Raw genomic sequence first — 18,563 nt, forward strand, 5'->3', positions numbered from 1 at the left:
CGATACTCACCATGCCCAACCGGCCCGTCAAGCGCGGGCGACCGCGCCTCGGAGGATCGATGGCCACTCTGTTTCGCTGGCTCCTGCGCCTGACCGTCGGCGCAATCCTTCTCGGCCTCGCCGGTTTCGTGCTGACATGGTGGTTCTTCGCCCGCTCCCTGCCCGATTACGACGCGCGCACTCGTGTCGCGGGGATCACCGCCCCGGTCGAGATCGTACGCGATCACGCCAACGTGCCGCATGTCTTCGGCCGCACCGACCGCGACGTTTTCTTCGCGCTCGGCTATGCCCATGCGCAGGACCGGCTGTGGCAGATGACGATGCTGCGCCGCACCGTGCAGGGACGGCTGTCGGAATTGTTCGGACAGCGCACCGCCGAAAGCGACGTGCTGATGCGCCGCCTCGATCTCTACCGCGCCGCCACCGCCTCGGTCGAGGATCAGGACGGCCAGACGCGCACGGCGCTCGACGCCTATGCGGCGGGCGTCAACGCCTGGGTGGGTGAGGTCAATACCGGCGCGCGCGGGCGCGGCGCACCCGAAATGTGGCTGTTCAATCAGCCGATCTCGCCATGGCAGCCCGCCGACAGCGTCGCGATCCTCAAGCTGATGGCATGGCAGCAATCCGATCACCTTCAGGCCGAGGTGCTGCGCGCGCGCAGCTCGCTGGTGCTCGAGGAGGACCGTTTGCGCGACATCCTGCCCGACGTGCCCGGCCCCGGTCTCACCGCCCTGCCCCGCTACGCCGATCTGATGCCCGAGATCCCCCAGCGGTTTGCCGCCATGGACCCCGATGCTCCGTTCGATCCCCTCTCGGCAAGCCTGCCTGCAACGCTGTCGGGCGCGTCCAACGCTTGGGCCGCCGGGCCGTCGCGCTCGGCCGCCGGCGCGACGCTTCTGGCCAATGATCCGCACCGGCTGCTCACCGCGCCGTCGATCTGGTATCTGGCGCGGCTGGAACTGACCTCCGGCGGCGTCATCGGCGCGACCATTCCCGGCATCCCGCTGGTTCTGGCGGGCCGCAGCGCCGATCTCGGCTGGGGCATCACCGCCTCCTTCGCCGACGATCTCGACCTCTATGCCGAGGAGGTGAACCCGAAGAACGCCGCCGAGTACCGCACGCCCGAGGGCTGGGAGCGGTTCGAGGCGCGCGACAGCATCGTCGAGATCAAGGACGCCGCCGCCGTCACCCTGCGGCTGCGGCGCACCGCCAACGGCCCCGTCCTGCCGCCCGAGCAGTTCGCTCTCGACACGATCCGCCCGCGCGGCCACGTCATGACCCTCGCATGGTCTGGCCTGTCGGGCGACGACACCTCCATGACCGCCGGTCTGCGCCTGATGCAGGCGCGCTCGATCGAGGAGGCGATGCGCGCGGGCCGCCTGCAGGTCGCGCCGAGCCAGAACCTGATCCTCGCCGACCGCAACCGCATCGCGCTCAAGACCGTGGGGGCGGTGCCGCTGCGCGATCCCGGTCACCAGAGCCAGGGCCGCATGCCCACGCTGGGCCATGTGGCCGAAAACCGCTGGCAGGGCTGGCTGTCCTATGCCGACCTGCCCGAGACCTCCGAGCCGGCAGGTGGCCTCGTCGGCAACACCAACAACAAGACCGTGGACCGGCCCTTTCCCGAGCATCTCTCCTATCACTGGGGCGACACGCAGCGGATCGCGCGCTGGCGCGGGCTGATGCAGTCTCGCGAGGTGCACACCCGCGACAGCTTCATCGAGGCGCAGCTCGACACGGTGAGTCCGACGGCGCGCGCCCTGTTGCCGATCGTCGGGGCCGACCTGTGGTTCACCGGCGAACCCGCCGCCGCGAACACGCCCGAGCGTCGTCGTCAGCGGGCTTTGGAGCTCTTGGGCGAATGGAACGGCGAGATGAACGAGCATCTGCCGGAGCCGCTGATCTATGCCGCATGGATGCGGGCGCTGCAGGAGCGGCTGATCCGCGACGATCTCGGCCCCCTGGCCAACGCCTACAGCCATGTCGAGCCGCTGTTCCTCGACCGCGTGTTCCGCGACATCGACGGGGCGTCGGCGTGGTGCGACATCCGCCAGTCGGCCGCCGAGGAAAGCTGCGCCGACATCGCGCGCATGTCGCTCGACGATGCGCTGATCTGGATCTCCGAGACCTATGGCGCCAATCTCGACGCGCTGCGCTGGGGCGATGCGCACGAGGCGCGGCAGGACCACCCGGTGCTGGGTCGCGTGCCGTTTCTCAACTGGTTCGTGAACATCCGCCAGAGCACCTCGGGCGGCGACAACACGCTGATGCGCGGCCTGACCGACGGGCGCGCGCCGAACCCGTTCCACAACGTCCACGCGGCGGGCTATCGCGGCGTCTATGACTTTGCCGATCCCGACAGTTCGGTCTTCATCATCTCGACCGGCCAGTCGGGCCACCCGCTGTCGCGTCATTACGATGATCTGGGCGAGCTGTGGCGGCGCGGCGAATACATCCCGATGTCGCTCGACCCCAGCCTCGCGCGCGGCGCGGCGGTGGGTATCACGCAGCTCATTCCCGCACCGCAGTGACGCGGAACCGGCGCAAGCCGCGCCGGTTGCCCCTCCGACAGCCAGCGGAGGACGAGATGAGCGGCAAATCGCACGAGCAGATCTGGGACGAGTTCCGCGATCTGGTGAACATGGCGCCCAAGGAGATCGAGGAGTTCCTCGACACCGAGGAGAGCAAAACGGTCGGCGATACCGGCGGCGATGGCGAAAGCACGGGCCACAAATCGGGCAAGCGCATCGTCGAGATCAAGCGCACCGACAAGGCCGACCTGACCGATGACCAGTGGGACCACATGGCCAAGGTCGTGGGCTACATCAAGCGCCACAAGGCCCAGGGCGGCCCCGAGAGCGACATGGAGCATTCCAAGTGGCGCTACAGCCTGATGAACTGGGGCCACGATCCGTTGAAATAGGCGGTCAGACGGTCTCGCACAGCTCGATCCGGTTGCCGAACGGGTCCGACACATAAAGCCGGCGCAGCCCTGGCAGATCGATGTCGGGGCGCGCCTCGATCCCGACCGCGTCAAAGTGAAAGCGCAACGCCGCCAGATCGGCGACGCGGAACGCCGGATGCGCCTTGTGCGCAGGGACAAAGGGCGTCTCGACCCCGAGATGCAGCCTCAGGCTGCGCCCCTCGAACCAGACGCCGCCGCGACCGGCAAGCGCCTCGGGCTTGGCCACCTCGGTGAGCCCGAGCACGCCCCCATAGAATCGCCGCGCCGCATCTTCGCCGCCTTCGGGCATGGCAAGCTGGATGTGATGGAGTTCGAGGATCATCGGCGGCGCCCCTGTCTTGTGCCGCCTCCTGATAGCGCTATCGGTGCGGATCGTCATCCGCTTGCATACGGCGCGACGCGACGACATTCATGCGCGAACCCGCGCCGCCCAACGCGGCGCAGGTTCTGGTCGAATGGAGTCAGAGCCGCTCGTAACGGGCCTTTTGCGCGGCGGACCAGCGGATTTGCATCTCGTGGCCCTCTTCGGTCGGCGTGTCGCCCTCGACGAGGCCTTGATCGAACAACCAGGCGCGCTTGCGACCGGCGGCGAAGGGCACCACGAGGGTTTCGAGATGTTTCACGCCGCCGAGCGCCTCGGAGATCGCGGCAAGCAGCGCCTCCATGCCTTCGCCGGTGACCGCCGAGACGGCGCTGACGCTCTCGGTGCGCCCGGCCCGCTCGAGCGCGGCCTCATGCGCCTCTTCGTCCAACGTGTCGACCTTGTTCCAGACCTCGATCTTCGGCGTATCGTCCGGCAGGCCGAGGCCCGACAGGATCGTCTCGACCTCTCGCGCCTGTTCGGCCGTCTGGGCATGGCCGATGTCGCGCACATGCAGCACCAGATCGGCGTCGAGCACTTCTTCGAGCGTGGCGCGGAACGCCGCGACGAGCTCGGTCGGCAGGTCCGAGATGAAGCCCACCGTGTCCGACAGGATCACCTCGTCGCCGGTGGGCAGCACCACGCGCCGCATCGTCGGGTCGAGCGTGGCGAAGAGCATGTCCTTGGCCATCACCTCGGCCCCGGTGAGCCGGTTGAACAGCGTCGATTTCCCGGCGTTGGTATAGCCCACCAAGGCAACGATCGGAAACGGCACCTTGGCGCGCGCGGCGCGGTGCAGCGTGCGGGTCTTGACCACCTTGTCGAGCTGGCGTTTGAGCCGCACGAGCTGTTCGTCGATGGCGCGGCGGTCGGCTTCGATCTGCGTCTCGCCGGGGCCGCCGACGAAGCCCAATCCGCCGCGCTGCCGCTCGAGGTGGGTCCAGGCGCGGACCAGCCGCGTGCGCTGATAGCTGAGCGCCGCCATCTCGACCTGCAGCACGCCCTCGCGGGTGGCGGCGCGATCTCCGAAGATCTCGAGGATCAGGCCGGTCCGATCGAGGATCTTGACCTTCCACTCCTTTTCGAGATTTCGCTGCTGCACCGGGCCGACATGGCCGTCGATCAGCACCAGCTCGACCTCGTTGGCGTGCAGCCGCTGCTTCAGCTCTTCGATCTTGCCGGTGCCGAACAGCATGCCGGGGTGGCGCTTGGGCAGGCGCACGATCTCGGAGCCGAGCACGTCGAGGCCCGGCAGCGCATCGGCCAGCGCCACGGCCTCGGCCAGCGCGGCCGTGGGCTCACGCCGGCTGTTGTCGTTCTTGATCTCGGGGTGGATCACCCAAGTGCGGGTGTCCGGGGCCTCGGGGATGTAATAATCGGTCAATCTTCACCGTCATAGAGGTTTACCGGCTGCGACGGCATGATGGTCGAAATCGCGCTCTTGTAGACGAGCTGGGATTGTCCATCACGGCGCAGCAGCACGCAGAAATTGTCGAACCAAGTGATCACGCCCTGCAGCTTCACGCCGTTGATCAGGAAGATCGTCACCGGCACCTTGACCTTGCGCACGTGGTTCAGGAAGGCGTCCTGAAGGTTCTGCTTGTCTCCGGCCATTACCGTCCCTTTTATTCTTGCGGCCGCGTATCGGCCTTTTCCCTCGTTGAAAAGGAGTATGTCCGCAGGATGGTGGAGTTTCCAGCCCGGAAATCCGTGCAAAGCCGCACCGGCCCCCGCGCGTGGCTTAACTGCGCCAACTCGACGGGTTCAGGAGCGCGATGATCGCCAGCGTCTCGAGCCGGCCCAGAACCATCGCCGCCGCGAGGATCGCCTTGGCCATGCCGGGGATGCCCGCATAGGAGATCGGGTATTGCGCGCCCATCTCGGCCAGCGGCCCGGTGGTCGACAGCGCCGCCACCGTCAACGTCATCGCCACCTCGAACTGCACCCCCGCGAGCGACAGCGCCAGCATCACCGCCGTCACCGACAGCGCGAAGAGCATGAAGAAGATCCACGAGATGAACGCGCCCTCGCGCCGGATCCGCCGCGCTTCGATGCCGTCGCCGCCGACGGAATTCGGATGCACCAGCCGCTCCAGCTCGCGCTTGCCATGCATCCACAGCGCATAGACGCGCATCAGCTTGACCCCGCCCGCCGTGGTCGCCACGCCACCACCGATCAGCGCCAGCCCCACGAGGACGAGCCCCGGCGTCTCCAGCCCCGACCATTCGGCGGCGCCGAGCCAGTAGCGGCTTTCGAAGCCAGCGGTGGTGAGAAAGGACGAGACGGTGAAGACCGCGCCCCACAGCGCCGAGAGCGCCTCGGGGAGGTCGGCCTCGGCGCGATCCTCGACCGCACCGAAAAAGTGCCGCGCGAAGAGAAGCCCCGGCACGATCAGCACCAAAGCGAGCCCCATGCGCAGCTCGGGGTCGCGCATCAGCCGCCCGCCATGATCGCCGAACATGTTGCGCGCAAAGGTAAGCCGCGACAGCGCGAAAACCGAGAAGACGAGGATCAGCATCTCGCCCAAAAGGCCCGAATTGCTGTAGCGCAGCCCCCCCACCGGACTGATGCCGCTGGTGGCCAGCGTCGACATTGCGTGGCAGAAGGCCACGAAGGGCCGGTCGCCCGCCGCCACGAGGCCAAGCCACAGCAGACCCGTCAGCGCGGTATAGATCGGTAGCAGCCGCGCCGCGTAGCGCACCAGCCGCTCGGAAGGGTCGGCGACGCGGGTGATCTGGCTCAGCCGCGCGCCGCCCTCGTTCGGCAGGGCCGAGCTGCGCACTTCGAAGCCGCCGAGATTCATCGGTGCGAGGATCGACACCGCCGTCACCCAGATCAGCAGCCCGCCGAGCCAGCCGACGAGGGCGCGCCACAAATGCAGGCTGTCGTTGAGGCGTACCACGTTGTCATAGACCGTGGCCCCCGTGGTGGTGAAGCTCGACACCATCTCGAACCACGCGTTGAGGAACGACGTCGTTCCCAGCGCCTCGTGGAACGGGATCGCGAAGATCACCGGCAGCACCGTGAAGGCCGCGAGCAGCGCCGAAAGCTGGCTGCGCGGCACGCTGGCGGGGCGGTAATTCGCCGTGGCCAGGCCGATCAGCAGCGACAGCATCAGCCCGAGGATCGCGCCATAGAGGAAGGTGCGCGACGTCAGCCAATCCTCGCGCACCAGCGCGTGCACCGCCGGCAGCAGCATCGCCGCCGAGCCCATCGCCATCAGCAGCACGAAGAACGGGATGCGGGTCAGGCGGCGCTCCATCGCTCTAGAAGAAGTCGATCGAGACCTGCAGCAGGCGCTCGACCTCCGGCACGTCGGAGGCCATGGCGAAGAGCGCGACCATGTCGCCCTCCTCGATCCGGAGCGCGCCGTGGATCTTCATCATCCGGCCATCCTTGACGACGCCGCCCACCAGCACGCCCTCGGGAAAGGCGATGTCGCGGATCCGCTGGCCCGCGATCGGCGAGGTGCCCAGGACCTGCGCCTCGATCAGTTCGGCCTCGGCGTCGCCGATCGAATAGACGCCCCGCACCCGGCCATGGCGGATGTGACGCAGGATCGAGCTCACCGTGGTGGCGCGCGGGTTGATATAGGCGTCGATGTCCATCGCCTGCATGAGCGGCACCAGCGTCGGGTCGTTGACCAGACAGATCGCCAGCGGACAGCCGAGCGCCTTGGCCCGCACCGACGCCAGCAGATTGGTCTTGTCGTCGTCGGTGACCACGAGCACCGCGTCGGCAGTGCCGATCTGCGCCTCTTCGAGAAGCGCCGCGTCGAGACCGTCGCCATTGAGCACGATAGTCCGGTCGAGCTGGTCGGCGGCGCGCTCGGCGGCCTTGCGGTCGCGCTCGATCATCTTGACGCGGAGCCTGTCGGGGCGGTTCTCCAGCGCGCGGGCGACGCCAAGGCCGACATTGCCGCCGCCGATCACCACGATGCGCTCTTGCTTGGCGTGACGCTTGCCGAAGATCTCCAGCGTGCGGACCATGTCGGAGGTGTCGGTGAAGACATAGATGGAATCGCCGGGAAAGATCTGGTCCTCGGGTGCAGGCGCGAACAGTCTGCCGCGGCGTCTTATGCCCACCACGATGGCGCGCAGCGTCGAGAACAGGTCGGTGAGCTGGCGCAACGGCGTGTTGATGACCGGGCAATCCTCGTCGATCGAGATGCCCAGCAGATGCCCGCGCCCGTCGAGAAAGCTTTCTGCGTCGAAGGCCGAGGGTGCCGCGAGGCGCTGCAGCGCGGCCTCGGCGACCTCCTTTTCGGGCGAAATCACCACGTCGATCGGCATGTGATCGCGGCGGTAGAGATCGGAATAGATCGCGTCGAGATAGGACTGCGCGCGCAGCCGCGCGATCTTGCGCTGGATCGAGAACACCGAATGGGCCACCTGACAGGTGACCATGTTGACCTCGTCGCTATGGGTGGCGGCGATGATCATGTCGGCGTCCCGCGCGCCGGCCCGGTCGAGCACGTCCGGATAGCTCGCGAAGCCGGTGATGCCTTGGACGTCGAGCGTGTCGGTGGCGCGGCGCACGAGGTCGGGATTGCTGTCGACGACGGTGACGTCGTTGCGCTCGCCCGACAGGTGCCGGGCGATCTGCCAGCCGACCTGTCCCGCGCCGCAGATGATGACCTTCATCTTAGTTCCCGGTCCGTTGGGACGCGCCCGTGGCGGCGCTCATGCCGCCACGGAGTGCCAGAGCCCGCGCGGGCGGTCAATCAGTCCTCGACATGCGCGACCCGCGCGCCGGTTTTCGAGGAGGTGACCACGCCAAGGCTCTTGAGCTTGCGATGCAGCGCCGAGCGCTCCATCCCGACGAAGGCCGCGGTGCGGGAAATGTTGCCGCCAAAACGGTTGATCTGCGTCAGCAGGTACTCGCGCTCGAACAATTCGCGCGCCTCGCGCAGCGGCAGCGTGGCCAACCCGCCCGACAGCACGACCCGCCCTTCCTCGCGGTCCGGATCATCGAGACCCGGCAGCTCCTTGGCGCTGATCTCGCCGCTGGAATCTCCAAGGATAAGAACACGTTCCACGACGTTCTTGAGCTGGCGGATATTGCCGGGCCACAGCATGGTCTGCAGCAGGGCGCGCGCATCCTCACCCAGGGGCCGCAGCGGCAGGCCCTGCGACTTGTTCAGCTCGGCGATGAAATGCTCGGCCAGAAGCGGGATGTCCTCGCGCCGCTCCTCGAGCCCCGGCACGTGGATCGGCACGACGTTGAGCCGGTGGTACAGCTCCTGCCGGAACGACCCGGCGCGGATCGCCGCCTGCAGGTCGCGGTTGGTCGAGGAGATGACGCGCAGATCCACCTGCACCTTCTCGGTGCCGCCGACCCGCTGGAACGACTGGTCGACCAGCACGCGCAGCATCTTGGACTGGGTGCCGAGCGGCATGTCGGCCACCTCGTCGAAATAGATCACGCCGCCGCTGGCCTGTTCCAGAAGGCCCTTCTCGACGCCCTTTTCGGGGCCTTCCTTGCCGAACAGCACCTCCTCCATGCGATCGGGCTCGATCGTCACCGAGTTGACGGTGACGAAGGGGGCCGCGGCGCGGTTGGAATTGGCGTGGATGTAGCGGGCGGCGATCTCCTTGCCTGATCCGGGATGGCCGGTGAGCATCACCCGGCCGTTGGAGCGCGTCACTTTGTCGAGCTGGCTGCGCAGGGAACGGAACGAGGCGCTGTCGCCCAGCATCTCGGAGGGCGGCGCGTCGCCGCGGCGCAGTTCGACATTCTCGCGCCGCAGCCGCGAGGTCTCCATCGCGCGCTTGATGACCACCAGAAGCTGGTCGATATTGAACGGCTTTTCGATGAAATCGTAGGCGCCCTGCTTGATTGCGGCGACCGCGATCTCGATGTTGCCATGCCCCGAAATGATGACGATCGGGATGCCGGGGTGATCGCGCTTGACGGTCTTGAGGATATCGATCCCGTCCATGCGGCTGTCCTTGAGCCAGATGTCGAGGATCATCAGGGCGGGTGGCTGGTCCTCGATGGCTTCCATGCATTCGTCGGAAGTGCTGGCGAGCCGGGTGGAATAGCCCTCGTCGCGCAGAATGTCGGAGATCAGTTCGCGGATGTCGCGCTCGTCGTCGGTGATCAGGATGTCGCCCATCTCATGCCTCATGCTGTTGCCTGCAATGCCGGTTGCCCGGTCTTCTCGATGTCCCCCGATTCGCCATGACCCTCGCGCAGAACGGGAAGGGTGATGACCGCCATGGCGCCCTTGTGGGCGCCCTCCTCGAAGGCTGGCGCGTCGACGAGGGACAGGCTGCCGCCGTGTTCCTCGATGATCTTCTTCACGATGGGCAGGCCGAGGCCGGTGCCCTTGTCGCGGGTGGTGACGTAAGGCTCGAACAGCCGTGCCCGGTCCTCGGGCAGGCCGATGCCGTTGTCGGCGATGGTGATCCGGGCCTCGGCCTCATCGGCGCTCAGCGCCACGCGGATGGTCGGAACGTACTCGTCCCCCGCCCCTCTTTCCGAAAGCCCTTCAATGGCTTCGCCCGCGTTCTTGATAAGGTTGGTGAGCGCCTGCGTGATCATCGTCGCATCAAGCGCCGCCGGAACGGGCCGTTGCGGCAGGCTGATCTCGAACCTCACCTCGGGCTGGCCCGCCTCCTGAAGCGTCACCGCGTCGCGCAGGATCGCCACGACGTCGTTGCAGACCCTGTCCGGCTCGGGCATCCGGGCGAACTTCGAGAATTCGTCGACGATGCGGCGCAGATCGCCGGTCTGCCGCACGATCACCTCGGTCATGTGGCCCAAGGCGGCGGCATCCTCCGTGTCGAGCTGGCGCGCGAACTTGCGCTGGATCCGCTCCGCCGAGAGCCGGATCGGCGTCAGCGGGTTCTTGATCTCGTGCGCGATGCGCCGCGCGACGTCGCCCCATGCGGCCATGCGCTGCGCCGAGACGAGGTCGCTCACATCGTCGAAGGCCACGACATAGCCTTCAAGCGCGCCGTCATCGGCGCGGCGCGGGGCCATGCGCACCAGAAGCGTCTCTTGCCGTCCCTCTCGGATCAGCTGCACCTGCTCCTGCACGGCCTCGCGCTCCTCGCCGCGCAGCGCGTCGAGGAGCGGCGCGAACTCGGGCACCATCTCCGGCAGGGTCGTTTCACCCAGATCGGGCCCGAGGCCCAGCAGCCGCAGCGCCGAGCGGTTGGCGAAGGCGACGTGCCCATCGGCCCCGAGGCCGATCACGCCCGAAGTGACCGAGCCCAGCACGCTGTCGAACAGCCGCCGCCGCGCCTCGATCTGTCGGGTGTTGTCCAAAAGCCGGTCGCGCTGCACCTTCAGCTCGGTCGTCATCTGGTTGAAATAGGTGCCGAGCTGGGCAATCTCGTCGTCGCCTTCCTCCTCGATCACCCGCACGTCGAGATCGCCCGCGCCGACGCGCTGGCTGGCCGAGACGAGGCGTCCCACGGGCTTGGAGAGCCGCTCGGCGAACCACAGGCCGAGCCAGATCGCCGCGAGGATCAGGATCACCGCAAAGCCGAGATAGAGCAGCCCGAACTCGAACAGCAGCCGACCGCGCTCGGCTTCGAGCTGCTGATACAGCTCGACCGTCTGCTGCGTGTCGTCGAGAAGCGCGAGGATGCCGCCATCGACCTCGCGCGTCACGTAGAGATAGCGGTCGGCAAAGTTTTCGAGCGGGATCAGCGCCCTGAACTCGTTGTTGATCCAATCCTCGAAGATGGCGATGCCGCGCGCATCCGCACGCTCGAAGCTCGCCGCCTCGGGGCGTTCGAAGTCGAATTCGAAACTACGTGCGCCGCGGGCCCGGATTTCGCCCGCCCCGTCGATGACGTAGGCTTCGGTCAGGCCGCGCTCGATCTGTCCCTGCACCCGGCCAAGCGCCTGACGCACCTCGCCATCCGACAAGAAGGGATGCGCCGCACGCTCGGCATTGAGAAAGGCCGCAAGCTCCAGCCCGTCGCGCGACAGGTCCTGGCGGTGCTCCTCCTCATAGGCCTGCGCGGCGGTGAGCGAGGCGCCCAGAACGGTGCGGACCCGTTCGGAGAACCAGCCTTCGAGACCGACATTGATGGTGAGAACCGAGAACACGGCAACCAGCACCGTGGGGATCAGCGCCAAGAGCGCAAAGACGCCGGTGAGCCGCATGTGCAACCGCGAACCCGCCGATCTCGCCCGCCGGGCCGAGACCATGCGCGCCACCCGAAACGAAACCAGCGCCGCGACGACGAGGGCGTAGACGAGGTCGGCCAGCAGCACCAGCCGCAGCAGCAGCGAAGAGGCCCCCTGATCGAGCGGACCCATGACCCAGAAGGTGGCCGCCGCCAACGCCGGGCCAAGCACCACGAGCGACAGGGTCGCAGCATTCTGCACCCGCCGCTGGCGGCGCCAGCGCGTCACGCGCGAGAATCGGGAGGTCGATAACCGCCTCAAACACCCTGCCCCGTTGATGGGAACGCAAGTTCCGCCGCCTCAGTGCCGCGATCTCACCCCGGTCATGCGTCCGGGGGGTCACGGTTCTGTTGCGGTTTTACATCAATTTGCGGCGGCGTGTCACGCGAATATCGAGGTCCGTGATCTTCTTGCGCAGCGTATTTCTATTGATGCCGAGTAGATCCGCGCATTTCGCCTGATTTCCGCCGGTCGCGTCGAGTGCGATTTCGATCAGAGGCGTTTCGATTTCCTTGAGAATCCGCTGGTAGAGCCCCACGGGCGGCAACTGACCGCCATGCAGGTCGAAGTACCGTTTCAGGTGCCGCTCAACGCTGGCCGAGAGCTTTTCGCCCTCGCCGCCACCGCGCAGCGGTTCGGCGGCGGGCTGGCCGCCGAGCACCAGATCGACATCGGAGCGGGAGATTTCCTCTTCGGTCGAGGTGACGACGAGTCGCCGCATCGCGTTTTCGAGCTGGCGCACATTGCCGGGCCAGGAATAGGCACGGATCATCTCGCTCGCCTGCGGCGAAAGCCGGCGCGGCCCGAGCCCGTCACGCTCGGCCTTGAGCAGGAAATGCTCGGCCAGCAGCGGGATGTCGTCCACACGCTCGCGCAGGGACGGCACGTTGATGGTCACCCCGGCGAGGCGGTAATACAGGTCCTCGCGAAAACTCCCCTCCTCGATGCGCCGCGCCAGCTCGCCCTGCGACGTGGCCATGATGCGCGGCGCGTGATCGCCCATCGCATCGAGCATGCGCACGATGCGCAGCTGCGCCTCGGCGTCGAGATCGCCCACCTCGTCGAACAGGATCGACCCGCCCCGCGCGCGGCTCAGAACCGCGCCCGGCCCGTCCATCCCGCCGAGATCCGACGGCGAGACGGTGACGAAGGGCAGCGACCGGCGATCGGAAAAATCATGGATCGCCCGCGCGATGAGCGATTTTCCGGTGCCGCTTTCGCCGGTCACGAGGACCGGGAGCGCGGTGTTCATCACCCGCGCCACGAGCCGGTACAGCGCCTGCATCGCTTGGGTGCGTCCCACGAGGGGCAGATCGCCTCCGGCGGCGGTATCAGGCACCGCGTCCGATGCGCGGGGCGGCGGCGCGCGGCGCTTGGCTTCGAGCGCCCGGCTCGCGCGCTTCATCAGGTCTGGCAGATCGAAGGGCTTGGGCAAGTAGTCATAGGCCTCGGCCTCGGCGGCTTGGATCGCCGTCATGATCGTGTTCTGCGCCGAGATCACGATCACCGGCAGGCCAGGCCGCGCCTCGGAAATCTTGGGCAACTGCTCGATGCCGTTGCCGTCGGGCATGACCACGTCGGAGATCACGAGGTCGCCCTTGCCCTCCTCGACCCAGCGCATGAGCGTCACCAGCGAGGATGTAGCATGGACCTTGCAGCCCGCGCGCGTCAGCGCCTGGGTGAGCACGGTGCGGATGGTGCGGTCGTCATCGGCGACCAGGATCGTTCCGTCCATCAGTATTCTCCACTGGGGTGGTCTTCGGGAGCGCGCGGCAACGAAATCCGGAACACGGTGTGTCCGGGTGTCGAATCCACGGAAATCCAGCCGCCATTCTCGGTGACGAGCTTCGAGACGAGCGCGAGGCCGAGGCCGGTGCCGTTCTCGCGGCCCGACACGAAGGGCTCGAACACGTCGCTTGCGATATCGGGCGGCAGGCCGGGGCCGTCGTCGTGGATTTCGAGCTGCAGGGGCAGCCGCGCCTGGGTGCCGTCGGGCTGGCGCACGCGCAGCGATGGCTCGTAAAAGCTGCGCAGGCGGATGCAGCCGCCGGGCCGGCCGGCCTCGCAGGCGTTCTTGACGAGGTTCAGCACGACCTGCAGCAGCTGGTCGGCGTCGATCAAGGCGCGTGGCAGCGAGGGGTCGTAATCCTCGACGAAGGTCATGTGCGCGCCAAAGCCCACCGCCGCCGACTGCCGCGCCCGGTCAAGGACGTCGTGCATGTTGACGGAGCGGCGCGCGGGCGGACGCAGGTTGCCGAATTGCTCGACCTGTTCGAGCAGCTTTACTATGCGGCGGCTCTCCTCGACGATGAGATCGGTCAACTCGCGGTCCTCGGCCGAGAGGCCCATCGACAAAAGCTGTGCCGCGCCGGTGATGCCCGCCAGCGGATTCTTGATCTCATGGGCCAGCATCTCGGCCATGCCGATCGCCGATTTCGCCGCCTTGCCCGTGGCCTGGTGCTGGGTCAATCGGTTTGCCATTTCGCGCGGCGAGATCATCATCAACATCTGCCCCTCGCTGCCCATCAGCGGCGAGAACAGGATCGAGCATTGCACCGGGGCGCGTTCGCCCGAGCCGACATCGACATCGTTGACGAAGAGCGAACTGCGCTGCTCGCGGGCCCGCACGAAGGCCTCTTCGAGCGGCGCGTCGATCGTTACCTTGTCCCACAAGGGCGCGTCGCGCAGGCTGCGATGCGACAGGTTGAGAAACAGCTCCGCCGCCGAGTTTGCGTCCGAGATCCGGTCGTCGGAACCCAGAAGCAGCGCCGGAACCGGGAGCGAATTCCAAAGGGCGGTGTCAACGATCATGCCGCGCGCCTCTCACCCTGAAGCGCCAGCGGCAGCAGCACCGGCACCCGTCCGGGTGCTGCGGTCAGGACCTCGCGGCGCAGCGCCACGGGCGTGCCTGCCTCGTCCATGTACCAGCCCAGATGTTTGCGCGCGACGCGGCCCCCCAGAACAGCACCGTAGAAGGCGAGCATCGCCTCGTAATGTTCTGAAACCATGTCGGTAAATGCCCCTTTCTGCGGAATGTCGGGGGCTCGTTTCCCGGTCAGAGCCGCGATGATGCGCGCCAATTGCCAAGGCCGCCCCTGTGCGCCGCGCCCGACCATGACGCCCGCAGCACCCGAGCGCGACAGCGCCTCAAGCGCCGTGCCCGCGTCCGTGATGTCGCCATTCGCGATAACCGGGATCGACACCGCCTCGCGGATGCGGCGGATCGCGGCCCAGTCGGCGGCGCCCTTGTAGAACTGGCACCGGGTGCGCCCGTGGATCACCACCATGCGCACGCCCGCCGCCTCGGCCCGCCGGGCGATCTGCGGCGCGTTGAGCAGCGCGTCGTCCCAGCCGAGCCGGGTTTTGAGCGTCACCGGCACCGACACCGCGCCCACCACCGCCTCGATCAGGCGCAGCGCGTGATCGGGCGTCTTCATCAGCGCCGAGCCGGACAGCCCGCCCGTCACCTTCTTGGCCGGGCAGCCCATGTTGATGTCGATGAAGCGCGCCCCATTCGCCTCGACCATGCGCGCGGCCTCGGCGATCCAATACGGATCGCGCCCGGCGAGCTGCACACCCGTGTCGGAGCGGTCATATCCCAGCTCGGCGCGCTCGCGCACGCCCGGCTTGACCTGCACCATCTCCTGGCTCGCGACCATCTCAGATACGACCCAGCCTGCGCCGAAAGAGGCGACAAGGCGGCGGAACGGCAGGTCGGTGATCCCCGCCAGCGGCGCCAGCGCCACCGGCGCGCCAAACACCACGCCTGAGCCGAGATCGATGGGGGAAAGCGGAGCGGGTGTCATCTGCCTAAAACCTGTGCGTCTGGGATCGATCTATGGGGCGGGCCAATGCGTCACAATCGCATTGCGTGTGCATGTGCTGCAGCATATCGCATTTGCCCAATTATTGTGCGACTTCCAGCCGCAAAGGATGGAATTGCGCCGCCCCATGCCAGCCCCTACACAAGCGCGAGCGCCGCGTGAAGGAGACAGCGTGACACCGAGCCCGTCCCGATCACCCGTTCCCACGCAACCTACCTTGAGTGGCACGGCCATAATCATCGTCGCGGCGGGTCGCGGCCTTCGCGCGGGTGGCGGCGTGGCCAAGCAATGGCGCGACCTCGGGGGCCGGACGGTTCTCGCCCGCAGCATCGCGGCCTTCGCGGGGCTCGGTCCGATATGCCTCGTGCTGCGCGAGGAGGAGATCGGCCGTCATCCACGGATCGAGGCGCAGGCCGATCTCGTGGTGGCGGGCGGGGCCGAGCGGGCGCACTCGGTCCGTGCCGGGCTCGAGGCGCTCGTGCCGCTTGCCCCCGAACGGGTGCTGATCCACGACGCGGCCCGCCCGCTGGTCCCGCGCGAGACGATCCGGGCCGTGATCGCGGCGCTCGATCACGGTCCGGCGGCGGCCCCCGGCCTCGTCGTCACCGACGCCCTGTGGCGGATCGAGGACGGTCGGGTCGTCGAGGCCCCGTCGCGCGACGGGCTGGTGCGGGCGCAGACGCCGCAGGGGTTCCGCTTCGACGCGATCCTCGCCGCGCATCGCGATCACGACGGGCTGCCTGCCGCCGACGACGTGGCCGTGGCGCGCGCCGCGGGGCTTGCGGTCACGGTCGTGCCGGGTCACGAGAACAATCTGAAGATCACCGGCGCGCAGGATTTCGCCCGCGCCGAGAGGATATTGGGGTGCGACATGGATGTGAGAACGGGCAACGGCTTTGACGTGCATGCCTTCGAGACGGGCGAAAGCCTCTGGCTCTGCGGCGTCGAGATTGCGCATGATAAGGGCCTCAAGGGCCATTCCGACGCCGATGTGGGGATGCATGCGCTGACCGACGCGATCTATGGCGCGCTGGCGCATGGCGACATCGGCCAGCATTTCCCGCCTTCAGACCCGCAATGGAAAGGTGCGCGCTCGGACACGTTCCTCTCCCATGCCGCCGATCTGGCGCGGGTTGAAGGCTTTGCCATAACCCATTGCGATGTCACGCTGATCTGCGAACAGCCCAAGATCGGCCCGCATGCCGAAGCGATGCGCGCGGAACTGGCCCGGATCATGCAGATCGAACCGGGCCGGGTCAGCGTCAAGGCCACCACCTCCGAGCGTCTGGGCTTTGCCGGGCGCGAGGAAGGCATCGCCGCCATGGCCACCGCGACGCTGGTGAAGGCATGAGCCGGATCATCGCGACCTTCTTCTACACCGGGCTGATCCGTCCGGCCCCCGGCACATGGGGGTCGTTGGCCGCGCTCGTGGCGGCCTTGCCGATCTATTGGCTCGGCGGGCCGTGGCTGATGCTGGCGGCTATCGCGGCGGTGTTGCTCGCGGGGTTTCCGGCGGCCCGCGCCGAAGCCGACCGCTCGGGCGACCACGATCCCTCCCACGTCGTGATCGACGAGGTGGCCGGCCAGTGGGTCGCGATCTGGCCGGTGCTCTTTGGCGCCGCGCATGTCGGGGCGCCGGTGCTCGACCTCTGGCCCGGCTGGGTCGCGGCCTTCGTGCTGTTTCGGCTGTTCGACATCTGGAAGCCGTCGCTGGTCGGCCGCATGGACCGGCGCGGCGACGTGACGGGGCTGATGCTCGATGACGTCGTTGCCGGGATCTTCGCCGCCATCGGTGTCGTTGTGTTCGCGGTGCTGGCGCATGGCGTCATGATCTTCGGAGGCTGAGCATGGGCGATACGGCGAGGCTTGTGAACATGGCGCGCGAGGCGGGGCTGCGCGTCGCCACGGCCGAAAGCTGCACGGGCGGCATGCTGGCTGCGGCGATCACCGAGACGCCGGGCGCGTCGAGCGTCTTTGAATGGGGCGTCGTCACTTACGCCAACGCCGCCAAGCGCAGCCTTCTTGGGGTGAGCGCCGAGAGCCTCGACGCGCATGGCGCAGTAAGCGAGGAGGTGGCGGCGGAGATGGCGCGCGGCGCGCGCGATCGCTCCGGTGCCGAGATCGCCATATCCATCACCGGCCTCGCGGGCCCCGGCGGTTCGGACCACAAACCCGAGGGCCGCGTCTGCTTTGGCGTCGCCACCCGAAACGGCATCGCAACCGAAACCGTCGAGTTCGGCGCGCGCGGCCGCGACACGGTGCGCGCGCTGTCGCGCGACAGGGCCATCGCCCTGGTCATCGCGGCGATCGAGGCTCAGGCGCGGCCGTAGAGCTCCTGCGCGCGCCGCTCGAAGGCGCGCACCACACGCTGCATCGCCTCGTTAAAGAACAGCCCCGCCGCGCCCTGCAAGAGCCGATTGCGGAACTCGAAATCCACGTCGAAATGCACCTCCGAGCCGCCTTCCACATCGCGGAACGTCCAGTTGGAATGCAGATGGTGGAACGGCCCGTCGATGTATTCCGTCTCGATCCGCTTGGTCTCGGGCCACAGCACGACGCGGCTGGCAAAGCGTTCGCGGAACACCTTGAACGAGATCACCAGATCCGCGAGCATCACCTCGTGATCGCCTTGGGGCGTCACCGACCGCACCCGCGCCGCGGCGGTCCAAGGCAGGAATTTGGGATAATTGCCGACATCCGCCACGAGGTCGTACATCTGCTGGGCGCTATAGGGCAGCGTGCGGGTCTCGGCATGTGTCGGCATCGGTGTATCCTTCGTGTCTTGCCCCATCTCGCCCCCGCGCGGGCCGAGATCAACCCCGGCAACCTTGCGGCGCGTGGTCATCGCACCGATCTGGGGCACGGGGCCGACAGGGAAAGAGCGATATGAACATCCATTGGCTGCTGCGGCTCACCTACTGGGTGCGTCACCCGCCATCGCCGGGGCGCATCGCCCTGATCACCGGGGTGATCGTGCTGTGCCTGATCCTCGTCGGGGTGGAGCGGTTCTGGGGCTGGCCCGAGACGCTCAGCGTGACGCCGACGGGCCGCGGCGGGCTCCCGCGCTGAGCCGCGGTATTCTGCGTCTTTGCACTGGACCGCGAGGGCGCTGACGTTACGGTAGGGGAAAGGTGACCCCAAAGCAGTATCCGTGTTGATCAAGCGTACTTGTCGGCCCATGTCCGCCCGTCTCTGAGCAGGGCATTGGCGACAACGACAAGCTTCCTCATGATTGCTGTCAACGCGACCTTGGGTGGTTTTCCGG

The 18,563-nt window shown here is 67.5% G+C and carries 17 protein-coding genes and 1 pseudogene; 6 read left to right on the plus strand and 12 right to left on the minus strand.

The features are described from left to right. Positions 1 to 59: 59 nt before the first annotated feature. Complete coding sequence (locus ACJASC_RS10315) at positions 60 to 2,531, plus strand: penicillin acylase family protein (protein ID WP_415145748.1); 2,472 nt, start codon at positions 60 to 62, stop codon at positions 2,529 to 2,531. Between the two features lie 56 nt (positions 2,532 to 2,587). After that, complete coding sequence (locus ACJASC_RS10320; protein ID WP_415145750.1) at positions 2,588 to 2,923, plus strand: DUF3140 domain-containing protein; 336 nt, start codon at positions 2,588 to 2,590, stop codon at positions 2,921 to 2,923. A gap of 4 nt (positions 2,924 to 2,927) precedes the next feature. Here the strand turns inward: ACJASC_RS10320 and ACJASC_RS10325 are convergent, their stop codons facing one another. The 10 genes from ACJASC_RS10325 to dusB all read right to left on the minus strand — a co-directional run bounded on the left by ACJASC_RS10325 (position 2,928) and on the right by dusB (position 15,280). After that, positions 2,928 to 3,287: a VOC family protein gene (locus tag ACJASC_RS10325; RefSeq protein ID WP_021694499.1), complete on the minus strand. Its 360-nt coding sequence runs from the start codon at positions 3,285 to 3,287 to the stop codon at positions 2,928 to 2,930. Between the two features lie 139 nt (positions 3,288 to 3,426). After that, a complete protein-coding gene (gene hflX, locus ACJASC_RS10330; protein ID WP_415145753.1) occupies positions 3,427 to 4,710 on the minus strand; it encodes a GTPase HflX in 1,284 nt (427 codons plus the stop codon). Then, a complete protein-coding gene (hfq, locus tag ACJASC_RS10335; protein ID WP_021694502.1) occupies positions 4,707 to 4,940 on the minus strand; it encodes an RNA chaperone Hfq in 234 nt (77 codons plus the stop codon). Before hfq ends, hflX begins: the two co-directional genes overlap by 4 nt. Before the next feature lie 127 nt (positions 4,941 to 5,067). Next, the gene (locus tag ACJASC_RS10340) at positions 5,068 to 6,588 is read right to left on the minus strand and encodes a TrkH family potassium uptake protein (RefSeq protein ID WP_415145755.1); all 1,521 of its coding nucleotides are present in this window, start codon (positions 6,586 to 6,588) and stop codon (positions 5,068 to 5,070) included. A 4-nt stretch (positions 6,589 to 6,592) separates the two neighbouring features. Beyond that, positions 6,593 to 7,969, minus strand: a complete 1,377-nt coding sequence (gene trkA / locus ACJASC_RS10345; protein ID WP_021694504.1) for a Trk system potassium transporter TrkA — start codon at positions 7,967 to 7,969, stop codon at positions 6,593 to 6,595. Positions 7,970 to 8,049: 80 nt separating this feature from the next. Next, complete coding sequence (gene ntrX, locus ACJASC_RS10350) at positions 8,050 to 9,444, minus strand: nitrogen assimilation response regulator NtrX (protein ID WP_415145758.1); 1,395 nt, start codon at positions 9,442 to 9,444, stop codon at positions 8,050 to 8,052. A gap of 8 nt (positions 9,445 to 9,452) precedes the next feature. Then, entirely contained in the window at positions 9,453 to 11,702 is a 2,250-nt protein-coding gene (locus tag ACJASC_RS10355; RefSeq protein ID WP_415145760.1) for a sensor histidine kinase NtrY-like, read from the minus strand. Positions 11,703 to 11,832: 130 nt separating this feature from the next. Then, positions 11,833 to 13,209 (minus strand): response regulator, encoded by a 1,377-nt coding sequence (locus ACJASC_RS10360; RefSeq protein WP_021694507.1) that lies wholly within the window; start codon positions 13,207 to 13,209, stop codon positions 11,833 to 11,835. Further along, complete coding sequence (locus ACJASC_RS10365; protein WP_021694508.1) at positions 13,209 to 14,285, minus strand: two-component system sensor histidine kinase NtrB; 1,077 nt, start codon at positions 14,283 to 14,285, stop codon at positions 13,209 to 13,211. The genes ACJASC_RS10360 and ACJASC_RS10365 overlap by 1 nt, the downstream gene beginning before the upstream one ends. Continuing rightward, positions 14,282 to 15,280, minus strand: coding sequence for a tRNA dihydrouridine synthase DusB (dusB, locus tag ACJASC_RS10370; RefSeq protein ID WP_415145763.1), 999 nt, complete (start codon positions 15,278 to 15,280; stop codon positions 14,282 to 14,284). Before dusB ends, ACJASC_RS10365 begins: the two co-directional genes overlap by 4 nt. A gap of 253 nt (positions 15,281 to 15,533) precedes the next feature. Between dusB and ACJASC_RS10375 the strand changes: the two genes are divergently transcribed. From ACJASC_RS10375 to ACJASC_RS10385, 3 genes are read left to right on the plus strand one after another with little or no spacing between them, the layout of a single operon-like run. Next, complete coding sequence (locus tag ACJASC_RS10375; protein WP_415145774.1) at positions 15,534 to 16,649, plus strand: bifunctional 2-C-methyl-D-erythritol 4-phosphate cytidylyltransferase/2-C-methyl-D-erythritol 2,4-cyclodiphosphate synthase; 1,116 nt, start codon at positions 15,534 to 15,536, stop codon at positions 16,647 to 16,649. Further along, the gene (locus ACJASC_RS10380) at positions 16,646 to 17,143 is read left to right on the plus strand and encodes a phosphatidylglycerophosphatase A family protein (RefSeq protein ID WP_415145765.1); all 498 of its coding nucleotides are present in this window, start codon (positions 16,646 to 16,648) and stop codon (positions 17,141 to 17,143) included. Before ACJASC_RS10375 ends, ACJASC_RS10380 begins: the two co-directional genes overlap by 4 nt. 2 nt (positions 17,144 to 17,145) lie before the next feature. Continuing rightward, on the plus strand, positions 17,146 to 17,628 hold the full coding sequence (locus tag ACJASC_RS10385) for a CinA family protein (protein WP_415145767.1): 483 nt from the start codon (positions 17,146 to 17,148) through the stop codon (positions 17,626 to 17,628). On the opposite strand, the gene ACJASC_RS10390 is transcribed toward ACJASC_RS10385, so the two are convergent. Next, positions 17,613 to 18,062 carry a type II toxin-antitoxin system RatA family toxin gene (locus tag ACJASC_RS10390; protein ID WP_021694514.1) on the minus strand — a complete coding sequence of 150 codons (450 nt, stop codon included), beginning with the start codon at positions 18,060 to 18,062 and terminating at the stop codon, positions 17,613 to 17,615. The genes ACJASC_RS10385 and ACJASC_RS10390 overlap by 16 nt on opposite strands. 122 nt (positions 18,063 to 18,184) lie before the next feature. Between ACJASC_RS10390 and ACJASC_RS10395 the strand changes: the two genes are divergently transcribed. Then, positions 18,185 to 18,367, plus strand: a complete 183-nt coding sequence (locus tag ACJASC_RS10395) for a hypothetical protein (RefSeq protein WP_415145769.1) — start codon at positions 18,185 to 18,187, stop codon at positions 18,365 to 18,367. A gap of 89 nt (positions 18,368 to 18,456) precedes the next feature. Here ACJASC_RS10395 and ACJASC_RS10400 read toward each other — a convergent pair. Continuing rightward, a pseudogene (locus tag ACJASC_RS10400) lies at positions 18,457 to 18,563 on the minus strand (IS110 family transposase); the annotation flags it as partial.

Origin of the sequence: Limimaricola cinnabarinus, assembly GCF_047631075.1 — a bacterium.
GTDB lineage: Bacteria > Pseudomonadota > Alphaproteobacteria > Rhodobacterales > Rhodobacteraceae > Limimaricola > Limimaricola cinnabarinus.